Source organism: Devosia sp. MDV22-iso42 (assembly GCF_058629155.1).
Genome location: NZ_JBZVWR010000006.1, coordinates 778,110 through 801,431, shown reverse-complemented (window position 1 = coordinate 801,431; position 23,322 = coordinate 778,110). Strand labels below are relative to the sequence as shown.

Annotated in this window: 22 protein-coding genes; 10 read left to right on the top strand and 12 right to left on the bottom strand. The window is 63.7% G+C overall.

Annotated features, from left to right (window positions below):
• Positions 1-45: 45 nt before the first annotated feature.
• Both AC4NN3_RS05540 and AC4NN3_RS05535 read right to left on the bottom strand, forming a co-directional pair.
• On the bottom strand, positions 46-942 hold the full coding sequence (locus AC4NN3_RS05540) for a carbohydrate ABC transporter permease (RefSeq protein ID WP_491926089.1): 897 nt from the start codon (positions 940-942) through the stop codon (positions 46-48).
• Between the two features lie 106 nt (positions 943-1,048).
• Positions 1,049-2,323, bottom strand: coding sequence for an ABC transporter substrate-binding protein (locus AC4NN3_RS05535; RefSeq protein ID WP_491926088.1), 1,275 nt, complete (start codon positions 2,321-2,323; stop codon positions 1,049-1,051).
• A gap of 106 nt (positions 2,324-2,429) precedes the next feature.
• Here AC4NN3_RS05535 and AC4NN3_RS05530 point away from each other — a divergent pair, with 106 nt between their 5' ends.
• Positions 2,430-3,347 carry a helix-turn-helix domain-containing protein gene (locus AC4NN3_RS05530; RefSeq protein WP_491926087.1) on the top strand — a complete coding sequence of 306 codons (918 nt, stop codon included), beginning with the start codon at positions 2,430-2,432 and terminating at the stop codon, positions 3,345-3,347.
• Positions 3,348-3,407: 60 nt separating this feature from the next.
• On the opposite strand, the gene AC4NN3_RS05525 is transcribed toward AC4NN3_RS05530, so the two are convergent.
• Positions 3,408-4,700: an NAD(P)/FAD-dependent oxidoreductase gene (locus AC4NN3_RS05525; protein WP_491926086.1), complete on the bottom strand. Its 1,293-nt coding sequence runs from the start codon at positions 4,698-4,700 to the stop codon at positions 3,408-3,410.
• A gap of 300 nt (positions 4,701-5,000) precedes the next feature.
• On the opposite strand from AC4NN3_RS05525, the gene AC4NN3_RS05520 reads away from it, so the two are divergent.
• Positions 5,001-6,554, top strand: coding sequence for a PAS domain S-box protein (locus AC4NN3_RS05520; RefSeq protein ID WP_491926085.1), 1,554 nt, complete (start codon positions 5,001-5,003; stop codon positions 6,552-6,554).
• 3 nt (positions 6,555-6,557) lie between these two features.
• Here the strand turns inward: AC4NN3_RS05520 and AC4NN3_RS05515 are convergent, their stop codons facing one another.
• On the bottom strand, positions 6,558-7,292 hold the full coding sequence (locus AC4NN3_RS05515; protein ID WP_491926084.1) for a response regulator: 735 nt from the start codon (positions 7,290-7,292) through the stop codon (positions 6,558-6,560).
• A gap of 143 nt (positions 7,293-7,435) precedes the next feature.
• On the opposite strand from AC4NN3_RS05515, the gene AC4NN3_RS05510 reads away from it, so the two are divergent.
• Together AC4NN3_RS05510 and AC4NN3_RS05505 are read left to right on the top strand one after the other, a co-directional pair.
• Positions 7,436-8,113: a helix-turn-helix domain-containing protein gene (locus AC4NN3_RS05510; RefSeq protein ID WP_491926083.1), complete on the top strand. Its 678-nt coding sequence runs from the start codon at positions 7,436-7,438 to the stop codon at positions 8,111-8,113.
• A 17-nt stretch (positions 8,114-8,130) separates the two neighbouring features.
• On the top strand, positions 8,131-8,445 hold the full coding sequence (locus AC4NN3_RS05505) for a hypothetical protein (RefSeq protein WP_491926082.1): 315 nt from the start codon (positions 8,131-8,133) through the stop codon (positions 8,443-8,445).
• A 77-nt stretch (positions 8,446-8,522) separates the two neighbouring features.
• Here the strand turns inward: AC4NN3_RS05505 and AC4NN3_RS05500 are convergent, their stop codons facing one another.
• From AC4NN3_RS05500 to AC4NN3_RS05475, 6 genes are all read right to left on the bottom strand, one after another.
• The gene (locus tag AC4NN3_RS05500) at positions 8,523-9,281 is read right to left on the bottom strand and encodes a sugar phosphate isomerase/epimerase family protein (RefSeq protein ID WP_491926081.1); all 759 of its coding nucleotides are present in this window, start codon (positions 9,279-9,281) and stop codon (positions 8,523-8,525) included.
• A 63-nt stretch (positions 9,282-9,344) separates the two neighbouring features.
• A complete protein-coding gene (locus tag AC4NN3_RS05495; protein WP_491926080.1) occupies positions 9,345-9,824 on the bottom strand; it encodes a VOC family protein in 480 nt (159 codons plus the stop codon).
• A 71-nt stretch (positions 9,825-9,895) separates the two neighbouring features.
• A complete protein-coding gene (locus AC4NN3_RS05490) occupies positions 9,896-11,143 on the bottom strand; it encodes an ABC transporter substrate-binding protein (RefSeq protein ID WP_491926079.1) in 1,248 nt (415 codons plus the stop codon).
• A 23-nt stretch (positions 11,144-11,166) separates the two neighbouring features.
• Positions 11,167-12,261 (bottom strand): ABC transporter ATP-binding protein, encoded by a 1,095-nt coding sequence (locus AC4NN3_RS05485; RefSeq protein ID WP_491926078.1) that lies wholly within the window; start codon positions 12,259-12,261, stop codon positions 11,167-11,169.
• A gap of 5 nt (positions 12,262-12,266) precedes the next feature.
• Entirely contained in the window at positions 12,267-13,199 is a 933-nt protein-coding gene (locus tag AC4NN3_RS05480; protein ID WP_491926077.1) for a carbohydrate ABC transporter permease, read from the bottom strand.
• Complete coding sequence (locus AC4NN3_RS05475) at positions 13,196-14,089, bottom strand: carbohydrate ABC transporter permease (RefSeq protein WP_491926076.1); 894 nt, start codon at positions 14,087-14,089, stop codon at positions 13,196-13,198. Before AC4NN3_RS05475 ends, AC4NN3_RS05480 begins: the two co-directional genes overlap by 4 nt.
• A 191-nt stretch (positions 14,090-14,280) precedes the next feature.
• Between AC4NN3_RS05475 and AC4NN3_RS05470 the strand changes: the two genes are divergently transcribed.
• The 3 genes from AC4NN3_RS05470 (at position 14,281) to AC4NN3_RS05460 (ending at position 16,842) form a co-directional block, all read left to right on the top strand.
• Complete coding sequence (locus AC4NN3_RS05470) at positions 14,281-15,093, top strand: aldo/keto reductase (RefSeq protein WP_491926075.1); 813 nt, start codon at positions 14,281-14,283, stop codon at positions 15,091-15,093.
• Positions 15,094-15,247: 154 nt separating this feature from the next.
• Positions 15,248-15,691 (top strand): VOC family protein, encoded by a 444-nt coding sequence (locus tag AC4NN3_RS05465; RefSeq protein WP_491926074.1) that lies wholly within the window; start codon positions 15,248-15,250, stop codon positions 15,689-15,691.
• A gap of 128 nt (positions 15,692-15,819) precedes the next feature.
• On the top strand, positions 15,820-16,842 hold the full coding sequence (locus tag AC4NN3_RS05460; protein WP_491926073.1) for a LacI family DNA-binding transcriptional regulator: 1,023 nt from the start codon (positions 15,820-15,822) through the stop codon (positions 16,840-16,842).
• On the opposite strand, the gene AC4NN3_RS05455 is transcribed toward AC4NN3_RS05460, so the two are convergent.
• Both AC4NN3_RS05455 and AC4NN3_RS05450 read right to left on the bottom strand, forming a co-directional pair.
• Positions 16,839-18,191 carry a sigma-54-dependent transcriptional regulator gene (locus AC4NN3_RS05455; RefSeq protein ID WP_491926072.1) on the bottom strand — a complete coding sequence of 451 codons (1,353 nt, stop codon included), beginning with the start codon at positions 18,189-18,191 and terminating at the stop codon, positions 16,839-16,841. The two genes, AC4NN3_RS05460 and AC4NN3_RS05455, sit on opposite strands and share 4 nt — an antisense overlap.
• Complete coding sequence (locus AC4NN3_RS05450) at positions 18,188-20,047, bottom strand: ATP-binding protein (protein ID WP_491926071.1); 1,860 nt, start codon at positions 20,045-20,047, stop codon at positions 18,188-18,190. The genes AC4NN3_RS05455 and AC4NN3_RS05450 overlap by 4 nt, the downstream gene beginning before the upstream one ends.
• Before the next feature lie 188 nt (positions 20,048-20,235).
• On the opposite strand from AC4NN3_RS05450, the gene AC4NN3_RS05445 reads away from it, so the two are divergent.
• From AC4NN3_RS05445 to AC4NN3_RS05435, 3 genes are all read left to right on the top strand, one after another.
• On the top strand, positions 20,236-21,216 hold the full coding sequence (locus AC4NN3_RS05445) for a tripartite tricarboxylate transporter substrate-binding protein (RefSeq protein ID WP_491926070.1): 981 nt from the start codon (positions 20,236-20,238) through the stop codon (positions 21,214-21,216).
• Positions 21,217-21,277: 61 nt separating this feature from the next.
• Positions 21,278-21,739: a tripartite tricarboxylate transporter TctB family protein gene (locus tag AC4NN3_RS05440; RefSeq protein WP_491926069.1), complete on the top strand. Its 462-nt coding sequence runs from the start codon at positions 21,278-21,280 to the stop codon at positions 21,737-21,739.
• A 10-nt stretch (positions 21,740-21,749) separates the two neighbouring features.
• Positions 21,750-23,255 carry a tripartite tricarboxylate transporter permease gene (locus AC4NN3_RS05435; RefSeq protein WP_491926068.1) on the top strand — a complete coding sequence of 502 codons (1,506 nt, stop codon included), beginning with the start codon at positions 21,750-21,752 and terminating at the stop codon, positions 23,253-23,255.
• The last annotated feature ends 67 nt before the right edge of the window (positions 23,256-23,322 follow it).

Here is a 23,322-nt window from a genome sequence, read left to right as displayed (position 1 = left end):
TGGCGATCGTCCGGTCGGCGGCGATGTCGGTCATCGGCGAAACGGTCATGGCTTGACCCTCCGGTCGCGGGCTACCAGGAACTGCAGGAAGCTCAGGATCGCCACCACGATGACGATGACCCAGGACACGGTCGCCGAATAGCCGAAGCTGGGCATGAACTTGAAGGTCAGGTTGTAGATGTAGAGCGAGAGGGTGAGCGTCGAATCCGAGGGGCCGCCGGTGCCGGCAGTGAAGTTGTAGACCTCGTCGAACAGCTGCAGCGTACCGATGGTGGAGATCACCGTGGTGAACAGGATCACCGGCTTGAGCATGGGAATGGTCAGGTAGCGGAAGCGTGCCCAGGCCGGCACGCCGTCAATGCGGGCGGCCTCATAGATCGAGCGGTCGATATTCTGCAGCGCCGCCAGATAGAAGATCATGTTGTAGCCGGTCCAGCGCCAGGTGATGGCGATGATGACCACGACCTTGGCCCAGAAGGGGTCGCCGAACCAGGAGATCGGTCCGGAGATGGCGTGGATGGCCATCAGCGCCTGGTTGACCACGCCATCGGTGGCGAACATTGACTTGAACAGCGTCGAATAGGCGATCAGCGAGGTGACGCAGGGCAGGAAGATGGCGGTACGGAACAGGCCGCGGAATTTTAGGGTCGCATCATTGAGCGCCACCGCGAACAGCAGCGCCAGGGTGATCATGATGGGCACCTGGATGATGAAGAAGGTGAAGGTATTGCCCAGCGCCCGCAGGAACACCGTATCCTTGGTCAGCCGCACGATATTGGTGAAGCCACCAAAGCTCAGATTCATCCCCTTGCCGACCTGGAAGCTCATCCAGAGCGACCAGACGATGGGATAGATCATGAACAGTCCAAGCAGGACGAGGGCAGGGGCGATGAATGCCCAGCCCGTGATCTGCTCGCGGCGATCCAGTCGCGCCTGTGCCAATTGTCAGCCTCCCTGATAGTGCAACGCCATGTGGCCGATAGCGGTCGGGTACCGCCAGGCGGCACCTGACCAGTGGGGCGAGCCGGAGCCCGCCCCGTCAGTCAGCCTATTGCATCTGCTGGGTGGCCTGGTCGTTGATCGCCTGCAGGGCCGCGTCGATGTCGCCGCCCTCGATGATCGTGGGCAGCTGGGCCTGCACGGCCGCATCGACTTCGGCGGTGAAGGTGCCATAGTCCACGCTTGGGATCTGGCCGAGCCAGGCCGAGAAATTCTGCCAGACGGGCGCGCCGCCGAAGAACTCATCGGAGGCCTTGAAGGCATCGCCGTCGCGGGCGGCCAGCAGCGAGCCCACGGCACCGCGCTTGATCAGGATGTCCTGGTAGAAGTCGGTATTGCCGGCCCAGACGGTCTTGAGGAAGTCGATGGTCTCTTCCTTGTTGTCTGATGACGCCAGCACGAACCAGCTCGAGCCGCCCTGGTTGGACGCATTGACCGAGCCCTCGATGTCGAGGCGCGGAATGGGGGCAACGCCCCACATGCCGGACTGATCGGCATTGGCCTTGATGGTCGCGGTGATCCAGACGCCGACCGGCACCATGGCGACTTCGCCCGAGGTGAAGGCGCCGGTATACTCGGCCCAGCCGGAAACGGGCTTGACCAGGCCGGCCTGGTAGAACTTGGCATAGCTTTCAAGCGCCTTCTTGAGCGGCGCATTGTCGACGATGTTCAGGCTCCCGTCCTCGTTGAAATACCACTCGCCCGCCGACTGCATCATCATGCGGATCAGGCCGGTATCGTTGAGGTCGAGGTCGAGCAGCAGATGCCCGGTCTTGGCCTTGATCTCGGTGCCGATTTCGACCAGGCGATCCCAGGTGATGTTTTCGAGGTCGGCCGCGGTGAAGCCGGCTTCCTCGAGATAATCGGAGCGGTAAAACAGGCCCGTCACGCCCGAATCGAACGGCACGGAATAGGATTTGCCGTCCAGCGTGGCGGCGGCGACCTTGTAGGGCGCGAACACCGACATATCGATCGAATCCGACAGCGGCTCAAAGGCGCCCGGGAAGGACTGCAGGTATTTCTGGGCAATGTCGTCCTGGATCAGCACGATATCGGGCAGACCTTCGGTGCTGCCGGCCAGCAGCTGCGTCTGCAGCTTGGCGCGGATATCGTCCTGGCTGGCGGTGTCGTCGACGTTGAGGGTGACGCCGGGATGCTCGGCTGTGTAGAGGGCGCCGGCCTCGCGCATGGTGTCGCCATTGAAGGCCTTGTCCCAGACCCAGACCGAGATTTCGCCGGCCGATGCGGCGGCGACGGTCAGCAGGCTGATGCCGGCGAGGGCGACGGCGAGCTTCTGGTGCCACCGTGATGCGATGCGGTTCATGAAAGATCCTCCCTTTTCATTTGCTCTTAGCGCGAGCCCTTCCTAAGCTATGCTTCTGGTGCAATACGTCTATGCCAAAAGGTATGTAGAGTTGGCGGAAAGTAAGATGGCGCCCCGAGCCTATTATGTGCCCGAGGCCAATGGCGTGGAACGGCTGCCCACCGAACTGCAGATGTTCCATGCGTCGCCCTTGGTGATGCGCGCGGCCCACTGGCACGCCCAGGTCGAGGTCAATTTCATTGTTCGCGGCTGGGCGCATTACCGCATGAGCGGGCATGATGTGCGCTTCAATGCCGGGGATATGGCCCTGTTCTGGGGCGGTCTGCCGCACTGGCTCGACGATGCCTCGGACGACCTAATCTATGCCGGCGGACACCTGCCGCTGGTGCATTTCTTCCGTCTGCGGCTGCCGCAGAACGTGCAGTCAAAGCTGATGCAGGGGGCCACCCTGGTGACCCGCGCCACCGACGCCTCCGACCCGGTCAATTTTGCGCGATGGAACGACTATGCGCGTTCCGGCGACCCGATGAAGGCCAGCATGGCCGTCGATGAGCTGCTGCTGCGCATCGAACGGGTGCGCTTTGACGCCTATGACCTGCTGCCGGGACCGGCCGATGTGGTCAGCGCGGTGGACGGGCTCGATCACCATTCATCGCCGATCGTGGTGCGCATCTGTGATTTCATCGCCGACAATTTCCGCGAGGACATCGATTCCGCCGACATTGCCGCCGCCGCCGATATTCATCCCAAATACGCCATGACGGTTTTCAAGAAGTCGACCGGCATGACGCTCAACGACTATGTCAACCTGATGCGGCTCAGCTACGCCCAGGCCCTGCTGATGCAGGAAGAGGCCAATGTGCTGCAGGTGGCCATGGATAGCGGCTTTGGCTCGCTCAGTGCCTTCAACAAGTCGTTCCGCAAGATCGCCGGCATGTCACCCACCGATTTTCGCCGCGACGTGCGGTGCCGGCCGGCTGCGGCAATACCGGTGCGCGCCAATTCCCGCGGCGCCGTGAACTGACGCCGGGCAACAATGGCGCCTGCAGGTGCCATTGCTCTGTGCGGCGGTGGCGGGCGGGCGTTATTCGGCCGGCTCTGTATTGACCGCCTTGAGCTTGTCGATCCCCAGCACCTGCAGGGCAAGGTGCTCGTAGAAGGGCTCTGACTTGCCCGAGCGAATTTTGCCCAGGAAGTATTTTTCGAAGCCGATCTTGGCCAGATGCACCCACTTGCCCTCGGCCGACCAGTTCACATTGCGCGGCGGCAATTGCGGCTGGGCGACGAAGGCAATGCCTGAATCGCCGAAGTCGGCCAGACAGATGGCGTTCCAGGTGGGAATGGCATTGGGCTGTTCGCCCGCCACCAGCCGGGCAATGTTCTGCACCGTTGCCGTGACCATGGATTCGATCATGAAGCCGGTCTTGGGCACGCCCACCGGCACCGGGGTCTTGGCCAGGGGCGGAATCGCCACGCAGACGCCCACCGAGAAGATTTCCGGGAAGGCCGGGTTGCGCTGATACTTGTCGGCCAGGATGAAGCCGCGCGGATTGGTGAGCCCCTCGATATCGCGCACGGCGGCGACGCCGCGGAAGGCCGGCAGCATCATCGAATAGGCAAACGGCAGTTCATGTGCCTGTTTGACCGAACCATCCTCGGCGATTTCCGATACGCTGAGCTTGCCGGCCTCGACCTTGTCCACCTTGGCATTGCAGATCCACTTGATGTGCCGGTTGCGCATGGCGCTCTCGAGCATGCCTTTGGTGTCGCCCACGCCATCCAGCCCGAGATGGCCGATATAGGGCTCGGCGGTCACAAAGGTCATCGGCACCCGGTCGCGGACCTTGGCGTCGCGCAGTGCTTTTTCGAGAATGAAGGCGAACTCATAGGCCGGCCCGAAGCAGGAGGCGCCTTGCACCGCGCCGATGATCACCGGCCCCGGATTGGCCACCAGCGCGTCAAAGGCCGGCTTGGCCGCCAGCGCATGATCGATCTGACAGACGGACTGGGTGAAATGTTCGGGCCCGAAGCCGGGAATCTCGTCAAACGCCAGTTCCGGCCCCGTGGAGATGGCCAGATAATCGTAGCTGATGCTACGGCCATCGGTCAGTTCGACACGCTTCTCGGCTGGATGCAGCCGCTGGGCACCTTGTGGATAGAAATCAATCTTGCGCTTGGCAAAGACCGGCGCCAGATCGACCGTAACGGCATTGCGATCGCGCCAGCCCACGGCAACCCACGGATTGGATGGCACAAAGGAATATTCCGGGCCCTTGTTGATTACGCTGACCTGATGCACGGCACCGAGGGCATCGCGCAGTTCGTAGGCCAGTATAGTGCCACCAAGTCCGGCGCCGAGTACCACGACGTGTGCCATATGCATCTCCTCCCAGGACGGTTGCCAGCCTCGACAGGTGCATCGAGAGCCGGCTCCATTACCGCGCAGGCTAGCAGGGCAGGAGCCAGGTCCCCTTGACCTGTATCAATCCGGCCACTGAATGCCATGACGGGGCGCCGTGGGGCGCCGTGCAGCCAGGCCTGAATTGCCAAGGTCCGCCAATTGTGGGACACGTGTAGGCCATAGGCGCAGCATTGCGGATTAGACCAGCAGTTTCATTGGCTTGTCGCTGAATTCGGGCATGCTGTACGCGGTGAACACAACCATTGGTGACCTGCCTTGACCGACGATAACGACAGCAATTCATCGCTATTGGGTCAGGCGCGCAAACTGCAGTCGATTCTGGAATCGGCGGTGGATGCCATCATCACCATCGATGCCATTGGCACCATCACCACGGTCAATCCGGCGGCCGCGCGCCTGTTCGGCTATGACCAGGACCAGTTCCTGGGTCGCAACGTCAAATTTCTCATGCCCGCCCCCTATCAGGTCGAGCACGATGGCTATCTGCACAATTACCGCACCACGGGTCGGCGCCGCATTATCGGCATTGGCCGCGAAGTCAGCGGGCGCCGCAGCGACGGCACTGTGTTTCCCATGCAGCTGGCGGTCAGCGAATTCGAAATGGACGGCCGCACTTTCTTTACCGGCATCATCCACGATCTGTCGGCCCACAAGGCCACCGAACTGGCGCTGCGCCAGGCCCAGAAGATGGAAGCCATGGGCCAGCTGACCGGCGGCATTGCCCATGATTTCAACAATCTGCTGACGGTGATCATCGGCAATCTGGAAATGCTCGAAGGCAAGTTGACGACGCCACTGCAGCGCGAACTGACCACTGAAGCGCTCGACGCCGCCGATCTCGGCGCCCGCCTGACCGCCCGCTTGCTGGCCTTTGCCCGTCGCTCCCATCTCGAGCCGGAAAGCATCAACCTCAACAGTTTCGTGCTCGGTCTCACCGACATGCTGCACCGCACCCTGGGCGAGACCATCTATCTCTCCAGTTCGCTGACCCCCAGCCTGTGGCCAGTCCGCGTCGATCCCTCCCAGGTCGAGAGCGCCATCGTCAACCTCGCCGTCAATGCCCGCGATGCCATGCCGCGCGGCGGGCGCCTGGTCATCGAAACGTCCAATGTGACGATCAGTGACGATATGGCCAGTCGGCTCGATGGGCTGAGCCCCGGCGATTATGTGCAGCTGGCCGTATCCGATACCGGCGAGGGCATGAGCACGGGCGTGCGTGAGCGCGCCTTCGAGCCGTTCTTCACCACCAAGGAGATGGGGCGTGGCACCGGCCTGGGCCTGTCGATGATCTATGGCTTTGCCAAGCAGTCGGGCGGCCTGGCCACCATTGACAGCACGCCGGGCAAGGGCACCATCGTTGCCATCTATCTGCCACGCCACCGCGTCGAGCCGACGCTGGTGGTCGATGCCGATCTCGGCGGCTCGACGCTGGTCGGGGCCGGGCAGACCATCCTGGCTGTCGAGGACGACGAACGGGTGCGCAAGCTGACCGTGACCCGTCTGACGCAACTGGGCTACACCGTTCTGGCCGCGGGCAGCGGCGCCGAGGCCATCGACATTCTCGCGGGCGGCAGGCCGGTGGACCTGCTGTTCTCCGACGTGGTCATGCCCGGCGGCATGAGCGGCTTCGAGCTGCGCGCCAAGGTGCAGGCGCTCTATCCCAATATGCCGGTATTGCTGACCTCGGGCTATGCCGAGGAACTGTCGCGCGAGGGCGGCACCGGCGGGGATGGCCCCCTCAAGATCCTCAACAAGCCCTATCGGCTCGCCGAGCTCGCCGCCGCCATCGATGATGCCCTCAAGTCATGACGGTCAGGACTGCAGCGACTGTGGCGTAAAGCTGTAGCCCGCGCCGCGCACGGTCTTGAGCAGGCGGGGCGCGCGGGCATCGGCTTCGATCAGCTTGCGCAGCCGGACCACCTGATTGTCGATACTGCGGTCATTGGGGCTCCAGTCATGCCCCTTGAGCAGATCCATGATCTGATCACGGCTGAGCACACGATGCGGGTGCCGGGCGAATAGCGCCAGCAGGTCGAACTCGCCGCTGGTCAGGCGGATTTCCCCGTCAGGGCCGGTCAGATCGCGACGATCCAGATCGAGCATGAAGCCATCAAAGCGCACCTGGGCCGTCTTGGGCGGTGCGGCGGTTGAGGACGTGGCGAGCGGGGCCGGCCGCGGCTGCGTACGGCGCAAGACCGACCGCACGCGGGCCAGCACTTCGCGCAGATGGAAGGGCTTGGCGATATAGTCGTCGGCGCCGATTTCGAGGCCCACGATGCGGTCGATCATGTCGCCCTTGCCGGTGATCATGATGATGGGAATATCCCAGTTCTGCCTGACGGCGCGGGCAATCGAGAGCCCATCCGTACCATCCAGGTTGAGATCGAGGGTGATCAGGTCCACCCCGGTGGCCAGCGCCGCGTCGACGCCGGCCTGCGCCATGGCCTCGCTGACGCGGTAGCCCTCATCCTCGAAACAGCGCCGCAGCATGCGGCGAATCTGGGCGTCGTCATCGACGATCAGAATGTGATGCTGGCGATCGCTCATGGGTCTGGCTCGGCATCTCGCATGCAGGGGCAGGGCGCCCGTTACATTGGGTTACAAATCACGACAAAGCTGCCGTACGGCGCTTACACGGCCAAGCGCATATAGACCACATCCACGATGATTTGCGGTTTGGAAGATTCATCATGCAGCTTTCTGATAATGCATCACCATTGCAGACTCAAACGCTCTGGCCCAGCGAGGGCACCGGTACCGGCGCTGTTCGCCTGCTGGCCCCCTATGATGCCTTGTTTCGCGAAGGCGATGAGACCATCGCCTTCTACGAGATCCTGAGCGGCGCGGTGCGCGCCTACAAGATTTTCCCCGATGGTCGCCGCCAGATCGTCGCCTTTGCCTTTCCCGGCGATATCGTCGGCTTCGGCCATGGCGACACCTACCGCTTTGACTGCGATGCGCTGACCACCACCCGCGTGCGCGTCATCCACAAGCTGTCGCTGCTGCGCGCCATGCGCGATCGTCCCGAACTGGCCGAAAAGCTGCTCGAAGTGGCCCGTGGTGAAGTCGAGACGCTGCAGGACCTGTCGCTGCTGCTGTGCCGCAAGACTGCCATCGAGCGGATCGCCAGCTTCCTTTTGACCATGGCGCGCAAGTCGGCCGATCCGGCCTCGGGCGAGCGCCTGCCGCTGCCCATGTGCCGGGCCGACATCGCCGACTATCTTGGCCTCACCATTGAAACGGTCAGCCGCAACATGACCCGGCTGCGCTCCTTGCGCATCATTGACCTTCCTGACCGCGGCAGCTTCCAGGTGCGCAGCCTCGAGCGTCTCCGCCAACTCGCCGAATGTGACGGCGACAGCCACTGATCGCGCAGAGAGTCCCCATGTCTGAGGTTCGTCGTCGCGCCGCGATCGGCATCTTTACCACTGTCGCTGATCTGGACGCCGTTACCTCCAAGCTACGCAGCCAGGGTGTCGAGCGCTGCGAGACCTTCGATGTCGGCTCGGCCGCGAACGAGATTTCGCGCGTGGGGGCATTCCCGCTGCTCAGTTCCTCCCTGCTGGGTGACCTGCAGGCCCGCTACCCCCATGCCTTTGTGCTGCGGGTGGACCTGACGGGCGGCGCCAAGGAAGAAGCCATGGTCGCCCGCACCTTGCTGGACAGCGCCGCGCAAAGCGTCCAGCTGCACGATTTCTGAGCGGCTTTCTGCTGCCGGCCGCGCGCGCCAGCCTCGGCATTTGAGGTGTTTTCGTAGGTAGGCTCGGCCTTGCCGGGTCAGACGCCCATGGACTTCAGGTGGTCAATGGAGCGCCGGGCAAAGCGCTGCCAGTCGCCGGGATTGTCGTGCTCGGTGACGATATGACTGGCCCTGGTCTGGCCAAACAGCGGCACCAGGGCGGCCCAGTCGACGATGCCGTCGCCGGTCGCGGTCCAGCCATCATCCTCCGTGGTGCCTATGGGCGCGGTGTCCTTGGTCTGGATGGCGACGATGCGATCGGCATAGCGCTCCAGTTCGGCGGCCGGATCGGCGCCGGCCCTGGTGATCCAGCCGCAGTCGATCTCGAACCAGACCGCAGGCCCGCCCGCCGCGAAAATGTGGTCGATGGGCCTTGTGCCGTCGGGCAGCGGGGCATATTCGAAATCGTGGTTGTGCCACGCCACCTTGAGCCCGTGGGGCGCCGCCAGTTCCGCACCTCGGGCCAGCTTGCGGCCCAGATCCTGCCAATAGCCCGGCGTGTTCTGCCGCTCCTCGGCGCAGACATAGGGCGGGATCATCACCGTCGCGCCCAGGGTCAGGGCAATGTCGATGAAGCGGTTCGGCTCGGATACCAGCCCGGCCAGCGGCATGTGAAAGCCGTAGCAGGCCAGGCCCGCATCATCGAGCTGGCGCCGGAACAGTCTTGGATCGGCCTCGTAGGCCGGCAACCAGGGCTCGACGGCGTCGTAGCCCATGGCCTTGAGCAGGGGCAGTTGCGCTGCCAGCGGCGGGAAGTTGCGCGAGGAATAGAGCTGGTAGGCAATGGGATAGGACATGGTGGCCTGCAGAGGGTTGGCGTGCTCGCTTCATCGGCTTCGCCCGGGAAGAGGGGCACGGGGCTAGGGTTGGGGTTCCTTGTCCTTGTCAAATTCAAGCAGCTCGATCATCACGCCCAGATCCTTGACCGTGTCGTAATAGGCATAGCGCCCGTGGCCGCCGTCGAACTCGCCGCGCTGCAGCAGCTTGTGACCCCTGGATCCGAGATAGGCGTCGCGTTTGGTGAGGTTGCGGGTGCGGAAGGCGATGTGGTGGCAGCCGGGGCCCTTTTGCTCGAGCAGGTCGCGCCAGGCGCTCTTTTCCGGACCCGGCTGCAGGAATTCGACATCGATATTGCCGAACTTGAACATCATGATGCGGCAGCCGACATCGGCCGGCTGGCCATTATAGATGGCCTTGGCCTCGGCCGGCTCGGCCGCCCTGCCTTCCTTGGGCAGGGGCTTGCCGGTGAGGTCGGCAAACCACTGCGCCGATTTCACCACATCGTCGGTGACGAAGCAGATCTGCATCACCTCGTCTTCATCCAACAGGCGCTTATCCATAGCATGGGTCCATTTCAGGTCATGGGGGAGGCCGGCGGCCATTGCGGTCGCCGGCCCGGGAGGGACTTGTGTCAGCCCAGGATGGTCTCGTAGTTCTCATGCATCTGGGCGATGGCGTCTTCGACGGTCATGTCGGGATCGCTCCAGAAGTTGAAGACAACGTTCCAGATCGAATCCTGCCAGTCGGCGTCGGCGGTATTGTGCGGGTTCTGCACCTGCTGCGCCGGGTCTTCGAGAATGCGCAGCACTTCGGTGGAACAGGCGTCGAGGCTTTCGGCCGGGGCGTCCAGGCGCACCGGGGTCGAGCCCTTGGCCGCGGCAAACTTGGCCTGTTCACCCGGATCGAGTACTTCGGCGGCAAAGTCGAGCTCGGCCGTCTTGACGTCCTCGGCAGTACCGCCAAGCAGGCCCCAGGCATCGACGGTCACCACGACGGCCTGGGCACCAGGGATCTCGATACAGCCAAAATCGGAGCCGGCAACCTTGCCGGCGCCCAGCCATTCGCCCTTCATCCAGTCGCCATGGATCTGCATCAGCGCCTTGCCGGTGATCACCTCATTGGTCGTTTCGTTCCAGGGGCGGTTCTGCGCCTCCGGACCGGCCTCGTTGGCGAAGAGGCGCAGGGTTTCGAGCGTCCTGGCGAAGGCCGGATCGTCCAGGGCGGTGGGGTCGACCTCCTCGCCATAGAGCTTCCTGTAGATGTCCGGTCCGGCCACTGCCGCGACCAGTGCATGGGTCAGGTAACCAACCTGGAAGGGCTGGCTGCCCACGGCGAGCGGGGCGTAGCCGGCGTCGCGGATCTTGGGGAAATCGGCGAACATGGCGTCCACCGAGGTCCAACTGGTCGGGTCGACGCCGGCGGCCTTGGCGACCTCCATATTGTAATAGACCATGCCGTCGATATGCAGCGCCTGCGGCACCTTGACGATCTCGCCATCCACCGAGATCGAGGCGGCGACCGCGGCGGGCAGCTTGTCGACAATGCCATTGTCGTTGAACCACTGCGTCAGCGGGAAGCCCAGCCCCATGCCCGCAATGTCGCGATAGACGCCAGGATTGGATTCCATGAACACATTGGGCGGCTGACCGCCGGTGATCAGGCTCATCAGGTTCACATTGGAGCCGGTATCGTGCGGGATGGCGATGTCGGTCCAGGTATGGCCCTTGGCCTCGATGCCGGACTTGATGACGTTGAGGGCGGCGATTTCCGGCGGCGCCGACCAGCTGTGGTAGATGACCAGGTCGGTCGCCATGGCACCGAACGAAGCGGTGCTCAGCAACAGGCCGGTGACGAAGCCGGCAAGTCTCTTGGTAGACATCGTTCTCTCTCCCTTGTTATTGCTTACATTCTCTGCCCTGTGCGGGCATCGAACAGGTTGGCCTTGCCCCTGAGATAGCTGACCGTCATAGACTGGCCAGGCGTCAGCTTTGCCGCTGCGTCAGGCTCGACGCGCAGGGCAAGCAGTTCGCCTTCGAAACTGAAATAGGCGCTGGCATCAGGGCCGGTGCGCTCGGCATATTGCACTGGCACCGTGAAGGTGGCGGCGACCGGCCCACTAGCCGTGAGCACGAAGTGTTCAGGCCGCAGGCCGGCAATGACCTCGGCGCCGTCCTGGGGCGGGCTGGCAAACGGATAGTCCGACACATCAAGGCGTACGCCAGAGCCGAACACCGCCTCGACCTTCCCGACGACGACGCTGAGCCGGGCCTGGCGCAGGTTCATCGCCGGCGAGCCGATGAAGCCGGCCACGAACAGGTTGGCCGGCCGCTCGTAGATTTCGTCCGGCGTGCCGAACTGCTGGATCACGCCGCCATTCATCACCGCGATCTTGGTGGCCATGGTCATGGCCTCGATCTGGTCATGCGTGACATAGACGATGGTGGACTTGAGCTGGTCGTGCAGTTTCTTGATCTCGAGCCGCATCTCGGTGCGCAGCTTGGCGTCCAGGTTGGACAGTGGCTCGTCGAACAGGAAGACGCCCACATTCTTCACCAGCGCCCTGCCGATGGCGACGCGCTGGCGCTGGCCGCCCGACAGCTGGCCCGGCTTGCGATGCAGCAGCGGCTCGATCTGCAGCAGCCTGGCCGCCCAGGCGATGCGCTGCTCGATCTCCTCGCGTGGCAGCTTGCTGGCCGAGAGCCCGAATTTGAGGTTTCCGTGCACCGTCTTGGTCGGGTAGAGCGCATAGGACTGGAACACCATGGCCAGGCCACGATCCTTTGGATCGAGATCGGTCACGTCGCGTTCGCCGATCATGATGCGGCCATCGGTGACGTCGAGCAGGCCGGCCAGCAGGTTGAGCAGCGTGGTCTTGCCGCAGCCGGATGGCCCCAGCAGCACCAGGAAATCGCCGTCGTCGATGGCCAGGTTGAGGTCGTCGAGGACCTTCATCGCGCCGTAATTCTTGGTGATGTGCTCGAAGCTGACACGCGGCATGTCGATCAACCCTTGATGGCGCCGGCGGTAATGCCCTGGACGAAGAGCTTGCCGACGAAGAAATAGATGACGAGGGGCGGAATGGCGGTGAGCAGGGCGGCCGCCATATTGTCGTTGTAGCGAACGGTGCCGGTCGAGATGGTGATCAGGTTGGCCAGGTTCACCGTCATCGGTTGCGCGCCCATGCCGCCGAAGGTCACCCCGATCAGGTAGTCGTTCCAGATCGAGGTGATCTGCAGGATCAGCACCACGATCAGGATATTGCCGCTCATCGGCAGGATGATCTCGAAGAAGATCTTCCAGAACGAGCCGCTGTCCATCACGGCCGCGCTCATGATCTCCTGGGGAATGTCCTTGTAGTAATTGCGGAAGATCAGCGTCAGCACCGGCATGGCCAGGATGGCGTGGATGAGCGCCACGCCCCAGATGCTGCCATAGACCTTGAGCGTTGCCGTCATCGAGATCAGCGGGAACATGATGATCTGGAACGGCACGAAGGCGCAGATGAACAGCACGAAGAGAAACGGCCCGGCCCAGCGGACATTCCACAGCGCCAGCGCATAGCCGGTAACGATGGACAGCCCGATCGACAGGATCAGCGAGGGGATCAGGATCGATACCGAGTTCCAGAACCCCACCTTGAGCCCCTCGCATCGCGTGCCCGAGCAGGCGCTGTTCCAGGCGTGATCCCAGGCCTCCAGCGTCCACACATTGGGCAGCGCGAACATGGCACCCTCGCGGATCTGGTCCATGGTCTTGAACGAGGTGACGATCACCACGTAGAGCGGCACGCAGAAGAACAGCGCGCAGATGGCCAGGAACGCGACAATCGCCATGGAGCGGCCGGTGATCGCCTTTTTCTTGCGCGGGAAATAGGGCGCGCTGCGCACCGCGATATCGGCGCCGAGGCCCTGCTGCGCCGTGGTAAGATCGGTCATCGCGCGGCCCCCGAACGGCGCTGCTGCCAGGCAGTGAGCAGCACCAGCGGCAGGAAGATCATCGCGGTGATCAGCAGCATCATCACGGCGGCGGCCGAGGCGAAGCCGAGATTGCCCTTGGCCGACAGCGCCTGGATGGTGAAATAGGCCGGCACATAGGTCGATTGCCCCGGCCCGCCATTGGTCATCGCGACGATGACGTCATAGGCCTTGATCACGCCCAGCGAGAGCAGGATGGCGCAGGTGACGAAGGTGAACTTCATCATCGGGATGATGATCTCGGTATAGAGGCGGAACAGGCCGACGCCATCGAGGCGTGCCGCGCTCCAGATCTCCGAATTGATCGACTTCAGGCCCGCCAGCATCAGCGCCATATAGAAGCCGGCGCTCTGCCACACCGAGGCGAGAATGACGCCATACATGGCGGTTTCCGGCCGGGCCAGCCAGCTGGCATTGACCCAGGTCAGGCCGATGGAGTGAATGAAATGCTCCACGCCCAGTTCGGGATTGAACATCCAGCGCCAGGCCGCGCCGGTGACGATGAGCGAAATGGCCAGCGGATAGAGAAAGACGGTGCGGAAGATGCTTTCGCCGCGCTTCTCCCGGTCGATCATCGCGGCCAGAATGAAGCCGAAGACGATGGCGAGCGCGCTCCCCAGGCCGAGCACGATGAGGTTCTGCAGCGAGATCTGCCAGGCATCGTCGTTGAACAGCCGCTCGTACTGGCGACCCCATTCGGACCAGTCGATCGCGTATTCCGGCAGCCGGCGGCTGCGCGTCAGCGACAGATAGACGGTCCATAGAATGGCGCCAATGAAGGCAACCAGAGTCACCAGTCCAGCTGGCAGCAAGGCCAGTTGTGGTGACCATCGGCTCCACCGAAGGGTCATGCTCGTCCTCCCTTGCACGTCGCGGCGGATTTTCCGCTCTTCGACGCAACAGCTCTTGCGGGCAGTATTAGCGTTAAACTAGATTTGTCCCACACGATACGTCAATAGTCTTTTCGCTTGTCCGCGCGTTGTTTCGATTGCCCAATGGTCCAGTGCGGCGACCGGAAATTCCTGGAGGAGGGAGGAAAACAATGAAAAATCAATATGATATACCGCAAATGGGCTTCGGCACTTATGGCCGCACGGGGGAGGCCGGCATCGCGGCAATGTTGGTGGCGCTGGAAACCGGCTATCGGCATCTGGACACCGCGCAGGACTACGGCACCGAAAAAGAGGTGGGCCAGGCGCTGAGCCGGTCGGACCTGCCACGTTCGGCGGTCTTCGTCACCACCAAGGTTGCCACCGGCAATCTGGGGCCCGGCGCGCTGGTTGCCTCGCTGCGCCAGAGCCTCGACAACCTGCAGGTGGAGCGGCTCGATCTGGCGTTGATCCACTGGCCCTCGCCCCACAATGCCGTGCCCCTGCCGGTCTATATCGAGCAGCTGGCCGAGGCCCATGCCCTGGGCCTGACCCGGCTGATCGGCGTTTCCAACTTCCCCATCGCCATGCTGGAAGCGGCCCAGATCGTTCTGGGCGACCTGCCCATTGCCAACAATCAGGTGGAACTCAATCCTCTCATGCAGAACAAGAAACTGGCAAACTACTGCACAGAAAGGGGAATTTCTGTAACCTGCTACCTGCCGATCGCCCGCGGCATCCTCGGCGACGTGCCGGTAATCGCCGAAATCGCTGCGCGCCACGGCGCGACGCCGGAGCAGGTTGCGCTCGCTTTCGAATTTGCCAAGGGCTACATCGCAATCCCCACATCGGGCAGGGCGGAGCGCATCCGCTCCAACTACCTGGCCACCCGATTGACGCTCGACGCCGCCGATATCGCCGCGATCGAGGCCGTCGATCGCGGCCAGCGCGTCATCGATCCGGCCTGGGGACCCGACTGGGACTGAGCAGAACGCAGCCTGTTGACAACGTCGTGGCTTGCGATAATACCTGTCGTATTAACGTTCCTACTGGGTCGCCCCTGCTGACATATCGGGGCGGTCCGCTGGCTTCTGGCTGGCGGGGACGAGTAGCGGTGCCGCAATGTCGGCGGGAGGAATCATGAAGGGCATTACCAGTCTCGGACACGTCGCGATCAATGTGATCGACCTCGAAAAGTCGCTGGACTATTACGTCAACAAGCTGGGCTTTCCCGAAATGCTGCGGCTCAAGCGCGACGATGGCGAGACCTGGCTGGTCTATCTGCGCATCACCGACGAGCAGTATCTGGAAATCTTCCCCGGCGCCGAAAATGACCGGGCGCCCGCCAGCTGGCACACCAATGGCATGACCCATATGTGCTGGACCATCGATGATCTCGACGCCACCTGCGAGCGCATCAAGGCCGCCGGCATCACCCTGCTGTCGGAACCCAAGGCGGGGCTCGACGGCAACCGCCAGGCCTGGCTGGAAGATCCGGACGGCAATCGTATCGAATTGATGGAAATGCACCCCGACTGTCTGCAATATCAGGCCATCCGCCGTCTGCATGCAGAAGGTGTCTAGTTTACTGCAGCCTCTGGCGTGTACAATTGCCTATGGTTTCGCTCTTGTCTTGTTGACCTGATGAATGCGCGTCTTGGGCAAGCTATGCCGCCCATGGGGCGTTCGGGTAATGCGGGTAAGTTGAGATCATGGGCAAATCCACCGTTCGCTTGAAGGACATTGCCGACCGGACCGGGTTTTCGGTCAATACCGTGTCGCTGGCGCTGCGGCAGAGCCCGCGCATCCCCGAAGAGACCTCGATCCTGATCCGCGCGGCGGCGGAAGCCCTCAACTATCTGCCCAACCACGTCGCCAAATCGCTGGTCAACCGGGAAACCAAGACCATCGGCCTGGTCCTGACCGACATTACCAACCCGGCGCTGACGCAGGTGGCCCAGGCTGTCGAAATGGCCCTGTCCGAACGGGGCTATTCCACGCTGTTTGCCACTTCGAACAACGATCTGGACGAGGAAAAGCGCGTCATCGAGATGTTCCGCTCCCGGCAGGTGGACGGCATGCTGATTTACCCGCGAAGTCACAGAGAGCTCGCCCATATCCGCAAGCTGCGCGATGCCAATTATCCGGTGGTGCTGCTGGTCGGCGATCCCGACGCGGGCATTGACGCGGTCTGCATCGACGAGCGCCGCGGCGCCTATCGGGCCGTGCGCCATCTTATCGATATCGGGCATAGCCGGATCGGCATCATCGACACCGCCAATGCCAGGGGAAACCTCGAAAAGCGCGACGGCTATATTCAGGCGCATCAGGAGGCAGGCCTCGCGGTCGACATGGACTTGCTGGCCGATCCCCTGGGCAATTCGGTTATTCGAGGCTATTGGGCGATGGATCGCCTGATGAGCATGCCCGTGCGCCCGACGGCCGTGTTTGCCGCCAATGACTCCCTGGCCATCGGGGCGCTGCGCTGGACGCAGAAGAACAATCTGCGCGTGCCCAAGGACGTCGCCATCATCGGCTTCGACAATATCGAGTTTGCCGAACACGCGGCGACGCCGATCTCTTCGGTCAAGTACGAAGTCGATATGGTCACCGAGCTGGCGGTGGAACGCCTGCTGCAGCTGATCGCCGCCCCCGATGGACTGCCCGAGCCGCGGGTGACCATGATCGATCCGGAACTGATTGTCCGCGACAGCACCGCGGGCAGGGGAGACTAGTCCGGTCCGCTCCGGGTGACGCCGAGCCGGGTCATCTTTTCCGTCAGGGTGCGGCGCGGCACGCCAAGGGCGAGGCAGACCGCGGCAATCGAATTGTTCTGGCGCCGCAACTCCTCCTCGATGATGCGCCGCTCATAGCTGGCGACGCGTTCGGCCAGGCCCGGTTCGATGGGATCATTGGCTCCCAGCAGCGCGCTCATCGACTGCTCGCGCCGCGACAGGCCCATGGCGAACCGGTCCGCCGCCGCCTTCAGTTCGCGGACATTGCCCGGCCAGTTATGGGCGAGGATGGAACCGATATCGGCCGGATGCAGGGGCAGTTCAGGCTTGTTGAAGCGCCGCTGCGCCAGCGCGAGAAAGTGCTGGAACAGAAAGAGGGCATCGTCACCCCGCTCGCGCAATGGCGGCAGGTCAATGGTGGCGGTATGGAGCCGGAAATAGAGATCTGCGCGAAAGCGCCCGGCCTGGGCCTCGCGCTCCAGATTGACCTTGGTTGCGGCGATGATCCGCAGGTCGAGCGGAATCTGCCGGTTGGAGCCGACCCGTTCCACGGTCCGCTCCTGGATCACCCGCAGCACCTTGGCCTGGGCCAGCAGCGGCATGCCCTCGATTTCGTCGAGCAGCAGCGTGCCGTGATTGGCGAATTCGAACTTGCCGATCCGCACCCCGGCGCTGCCGGTGAACGCGCCCGATTCATGGCCGAACAGCTCGGATTCTATCAGTTCGGCGGGAATGGCGGCGCAGTTGACGGCGACGAAGGGGCCCTTGGCGCGGCTGGAAAAGTCGTGCAGGCAGCGGGCCACCACCTCCTTGCCGGTGCCGGTCTCGCCCTGGACGATGACATCGGTGTCGATGGCGGCGACGTCGCGCAGCAGATTGCGCACCTCCTCCATCGCGCGGGACGGGCCGATCAGCCGGCCGGCAAGCTGTTCGCTGCCGCCGTCGAGGCGCCGGCGCAGGTCGAGCAGTTCGCGCTGCAGCCGGGCCTGGTTGGCGGCGCGCTCGATGACGCTGACCAGTTGCTCGGGTTCATAGGGCTTTTGCAGGAAGTCGAAGGCGCCATCGCGCATGGCCTTGACCGCCATGGGCACATCGCCATGCCCGGTGATCAGGATGACGGCAATGGTGGGATCCTGTTCCTTGATCGCGGTGAGCAGCTCGAGGCCGCTCTGGAACGGCATGCGCACATCCGAGATCACCACCAGGGGGCGGGTCTCCACGACCTTGGCCATGGCTTCTCGCGCATTGGCCGCGGCGCTCACGGCAAAGCCCGACAGGCTGAGCCACTGGTTGAGGGCATTGCGGACAATGCCCTCGTCATCGACGATCAGTACAGCCGTTGGCGTCATGCGGGTTCGAACTCCAGGCGTGTTTCGCTCGGCGCCAGCGGCAGCACCACGGTGAAGGTGGAGCCGGCGCCGGGGGAGCTCTCGACAAGGATGCGGCCGCCCATGTCCCGGATCAGGCCCCAGGAAATCGACAGCCCCAGGCCCAGGCCCTTGCCCGGCTGCTTGGTGGTGACGAAGGGGTCGAACAGTGTCTCAACGACCGCCGGATCGATGCCGCCGCCGACATCGCTGAGGGTGAGCACCACGCTCTGCTCGCGCTGCGCGACGGCAATGGTGAGGAGCGGATGATTGACCCCCTCCATGGCATCGGCCGCATTGCTGATGAGATTGATCAGCACCTGTTCGATATGCACCGGATTGCCGATGACCAGCAGCGGGGTGTCCGGTGCGTCGAGCACGATGACGATCTGCCCTGCCTCGGTCAGATGCCCTGCCAGCTCCACGGCATTGTGCACGATATGGACGACATCGCTGCAGATCGATATTTCGGTTTCCCGCCGGGCAAAGGTTTTCAGGTGCCCGGTCAGCGCGGTCAGCCGGCCGAGCACCCCTTCCATGGCGCCCAACAGGTCCAGCAGTTCGGGTCCCTTGCCGCGGGCCAGCAGCTTGGCGCTGGCGGTCTGCATGCGCAGGGCGGCGATCGGCTGGCTGACCTCGTGGGCCACGCCGGCCAAGGCCTGGCCGAGGCTGGCCAGCTTGGCCGCCTGCACCAGGCCATGCTGGGCCGCCCGCTCGGCTTTCTCGGCGCGGATGCGGTCGGCGATTTCCTCGCGCAGCGCCTCATTGGCAATGTGCAGGTCTTCGGTGCGCTCGGCCACCCGCTGCTCCAGCCGGTCATGCTCGGCCAGGCGCTGCGCGACAATGCGCCGGCGCTGCACCAGCAGCAGCACGATGAGCAGGCTGGCGGCTGCGGCAAGGGCGGCGGCCGCCGCGGCCGTCCAGGCGGCGCGGAACAGCGGCCCGGTCGGCGTGAAGGCGACGATGCGCCATTGATGCGTGGGCAGGCGCAGTTCGTCGAGAATGAAATAGCCCGAGGTCTCGCTGTCCTCGCCGGTCAACAGGGCGAACTGGGTGCCGCGCGACGGCCAGACAGCTGTCGCCACGGGAGCGGCGATCAGCCCGGCCGCGCCATAGCGGCGCTGGTCGGCAATGCGGCTGACCGCTCCGGGGTCGAGCGTGGCGAGCGGGCGATAGCGCCAGTCCGGCCGGGTCGACAGGATGGTGACATTGTTGACGTCGACGATGACGATCAGCTCGCCTGAGCGCCACCAATTGGCTTCGATTTCGCCGAGATTGACCTTGGTCACCGCGACGCCAAGCGGGCCGTCGGGCCCGTCAATGCGGCGGGCGAGGAAATAGCCGGCGACCCCGGTCACCGTGCCCACGGCATAGAATTTGGCGTCACCATCGGCCATTGCCTCCTCGAAATAGGGGCGATAGCTCAGGTTCTCTCCGACAAAGCTGTCATAGGCCCACCAGTTGGAGGCGGCCACCACGGCGCCGTCGGGCGCCATGATGAAGAGCTCGCCAGCGCCGGCCGTTTCGTTGAGCTTGGACAGAAAGCCATTGGCGGCCTCGCGCCGGGCGGGGTCGGCCGGGTTTTCGAGGACGGAGCGCGCCTCTTCGGCCAGGGCGATGCTCGAGGGCAGGTAGTGAAATCGCTCGATGATCGCCTCGAGCGTACGGTCGAACAAGGCCAGCCGCCGGTCCGATTGCTGGCCGGCATTGGCAATGGCGCCGGCCAGGGCAATTTCGAAGGCAGCCCAGCCGGTCAGCACAATGGCAGCCAGCGCCACGCCCGCCAGGACCAGTTGACGGCGATTGAGCAGGTCACGAAAGCCGAAACGACTGGTCAAGCTCGCTCCTTGAGCAAGAAATTGCCGAATCTTCGCCCATCGATGGGCAAGTTCTTGCCCAAGTTGCTAGCACGAGGCGGGCGAATTGCATACCTGCCTTGCATTTTTGCCGTGGCACGCGTCTTGCTACGGAGAGGGCAGAGGTGCGGCGGGGAGCCCGCGCCCTCGCAAATTTGGGAGGACCAATAATGAAAAAGACCCTACTCACCCTGGCCACAGGCGCCTTGCTGGCCGGCATGACCTTTGCCGGCACCGCCATGGCGCAGGACTACCCCACCAAGCCCATTACCGTCGTCGTTCCCTTCGCCGCCGGCGGCCCCACCGACACGGTGGCCCGCCTCGTCGCCGAAGTCATGAGCCAGGATCTCGGCCAGCAGGTCGTGATCCAGAATGTCGGCGGCGCCGGCGGCACGCTGGGTGCCGGCCAGGTCGCGACGGCGAGCAATGACGGCTATACGCTGCTGCTGCACCATATCGGTATGTCCACGGCGCCAACGCTCTATCGCAGCCTGCCCTACGATCCGACAGTGGATTTTGCCACCATCGGTCTCGTCACCTCGGTGCCGATGACGCTGGTTGCCCGCAAGGATTTCGCGCCCACCACGATGGCCGAGCTGATCGCCTATGTGCAGGCCGAAGGCGAGAACATCACCTATGCCCATGCCGGCATCGGCTCGGCCAGCCAGCTTTGCGGCATGCTGTTCATGGATGCGGTGGATGCGCAGATGACCACCGTGCCCTATCAGGGCTCCGGCCCGGCCATGACCGACATCATCGGCGGCCAGGTGGACCTGATCTGCGACCAGACCACCAATACCACCAGCCAGATCCAGGCGGGCGAAGTCAAAGCCTATGGCGTGACCTCGCCCGAGCGCCTGGGCAATCTGCCCGACCTCGCCACCACGGCCGAAGGCGGCCTCGAGCTCGAGATCGGCGTCTGGCACGGACTCTACGCGCCAGCCGGCACCGATGCGGCGATCATTGCCCGGCTCGAGACCGCCCTGCAGGCGGCCTTGGCAAATGAGACGGTGATCAGCCGCTTCGCCGAACTCGGCACCGTGCCGGTCACCGCCGCGGAAGCCACGCCTGCCGCACTGACCGAGACGCTCACCAGCCAGATCGCGCTCTGGAAGGGCGTCATCGAGGCCGCCGGCGTCTACGCAGACTGATCCGCAAACCTGCTCCGCGGCCTGGCCGCGGAGCACCAAGCTAAAATCTGTGGGGGGGCCGATGGCCATCAATGCTTCGACCAAGGAGCTCGTGTCGGGCGGGCTGTTTGCCGCCTTCGGCGCTTACTTCGTCGCGGAATCGCTCAATTACGAAGTCGGTACCGCCTTTCGCATGGGGCCCGGCTTCATGCCTTTGCTGCTCGGCGCGGTGCTGGTGATGTTGGGCATCGGCGTGGCGGCCAGCGGGCTGAAGAAACCCGATATCGAGCTGCGCGACCCGGTGGCTTGGCGCGGCCTCATCCTGATCTCGGGAGTTATCGTCTTCTTCGCCGTCGCCATTCGCGGCCTGGGTTTCGTGCCGGTCGTGGTGATTTCCGCCTTCGTCACGGCCATGGCCAGCCGGATGAATTCGCCCCTGTTCGCCGCCTTGCTGGCAACCGGGCTGACCGTCATGTGCGGGCTGATCTTCAAGATCGGGCTCGGCTTCCAGGTGCCCTGGTTCGGCCCCTGGCTCGGCCTGTAGGAGAGACGCCATGGATATGCTTGCTTCGCTGAGCCTTGGCTTTTCGGTCGCGCTGGACCCGACCAACCTGCTCTATTGTTTCATCGGCGTGCTGCTGGGCACCCTGGTCGGCGTGCTGCCGGGCATCGGGCCGACCGCCACCATCGCCATGCTGCTGCCCATCACCTTCACGCTGGGACCATCGACGGCGCTGATCATGCTGGCCGGCATCTATTACGGCGCCCAGTATGGCGGCTCGACCACCGCCATCCTGATCAACCTGCCGGGGGAAAGCTCCTCGGCGGTGACGGCCATCGACGGCTACCAGATGGCCAAGCAGGGCAGGGCCGGTCCGGCCCTGGCGACCGCCGCCCTCGGCTCGTTCTTTGCCGGCACGGTGGGCACGCTGCTGCTGGCCTTCTTTGCCCCGCCGCTGGCGCGAGCGGCGCTCAATTTCGGGGCGCCGGAATATTTCGCCCTGATCGTGCTGGGCCTGCTGATGTCGATCGCGCTGGCGCATGGCTCGATCCTCAAGGCGCTGGCCATGATCGTGCTGGGTCTGCTGCTCGGCATGGTGGGACAGGATATCTATACCGGCCAGCCGCGCTTCACCTTCGGGGTGCGCGAACTCTATTCGGGGCTCAACTTCGTTTCGGTGGCCGTGGGCATTTTCGGCGTTGCCGAAATCCTGCGCAATCTCGAGAACGAGAAGAACCGCGACGTCATGGTCAAGGCCGTCAGGAACCTCTGGCTGACCAGGGATGACTTCCGGCGCATCATCGGGCCGGTGCTGCGTGGCACCGGCCTCGGCGCCGTGCTGGGCATCCTGCCCGGTGGCGGGCATATCCTGGCCTCGTTCGCCTCCTATTCCGCCGAAAAGCGGCTGAGCAAGACGCCCGAGCAGTTCGGCAAGGGCGCCATCGAGGGTGTGGCCGGGCCGGAATCGGCCAACAATGCCGCGGCACAGACCTCGTTCATCCCGCTGATGACGCTGGGCATCCCCGCCCATCCGGTGATGGCGCTGATGGTGGGGGCGTTCATTTTGCAGGGCATCACCCCCGGTCCCAATGTCATCAACGACCAGCCGGCTCTGTTCTGGGGCATCATCGCCTCGATGTGGATCGGCAATGTCATGCTGGTGCTGCTCAACCTGCCGCTGGTCGGGCTGTGGGTGAAGATGCTCTCCATCCCCTATCGGGCGCTGTTTCCGGCCATCGTGCTGTTCGCCTGCATCGGCTGCTTCTCGATCAACCAGAATATCTTCGATATCTATGCCATCGCTTTCTTCGGCATCCTCGGCTACGTGCTGATCCGCTTCGGCTGCGAACCGGCCCCGCTCCTGCTGGGCTTCGTGCTGGGGCCCTTGCTGGAAGAACATCTGCGGCGGGCAATGATCATCTCGCGTGGTGATCCGACGATCTTCGTGACGCGGCCGATCTCGGCCACGCTGCTGGGCCTGGCCGTGCTGGCCGTGGTCATCGCCGTGCTGCCCAGCATTCGCAAGAAGCGCCAGGAAGTGTTCGTCGAAGAGGATTGAGACTACGGTGCGCGGCGCATGATCAGTGCCGCGCACATGTCATCGAATGGGTATTTGTCCCGATATA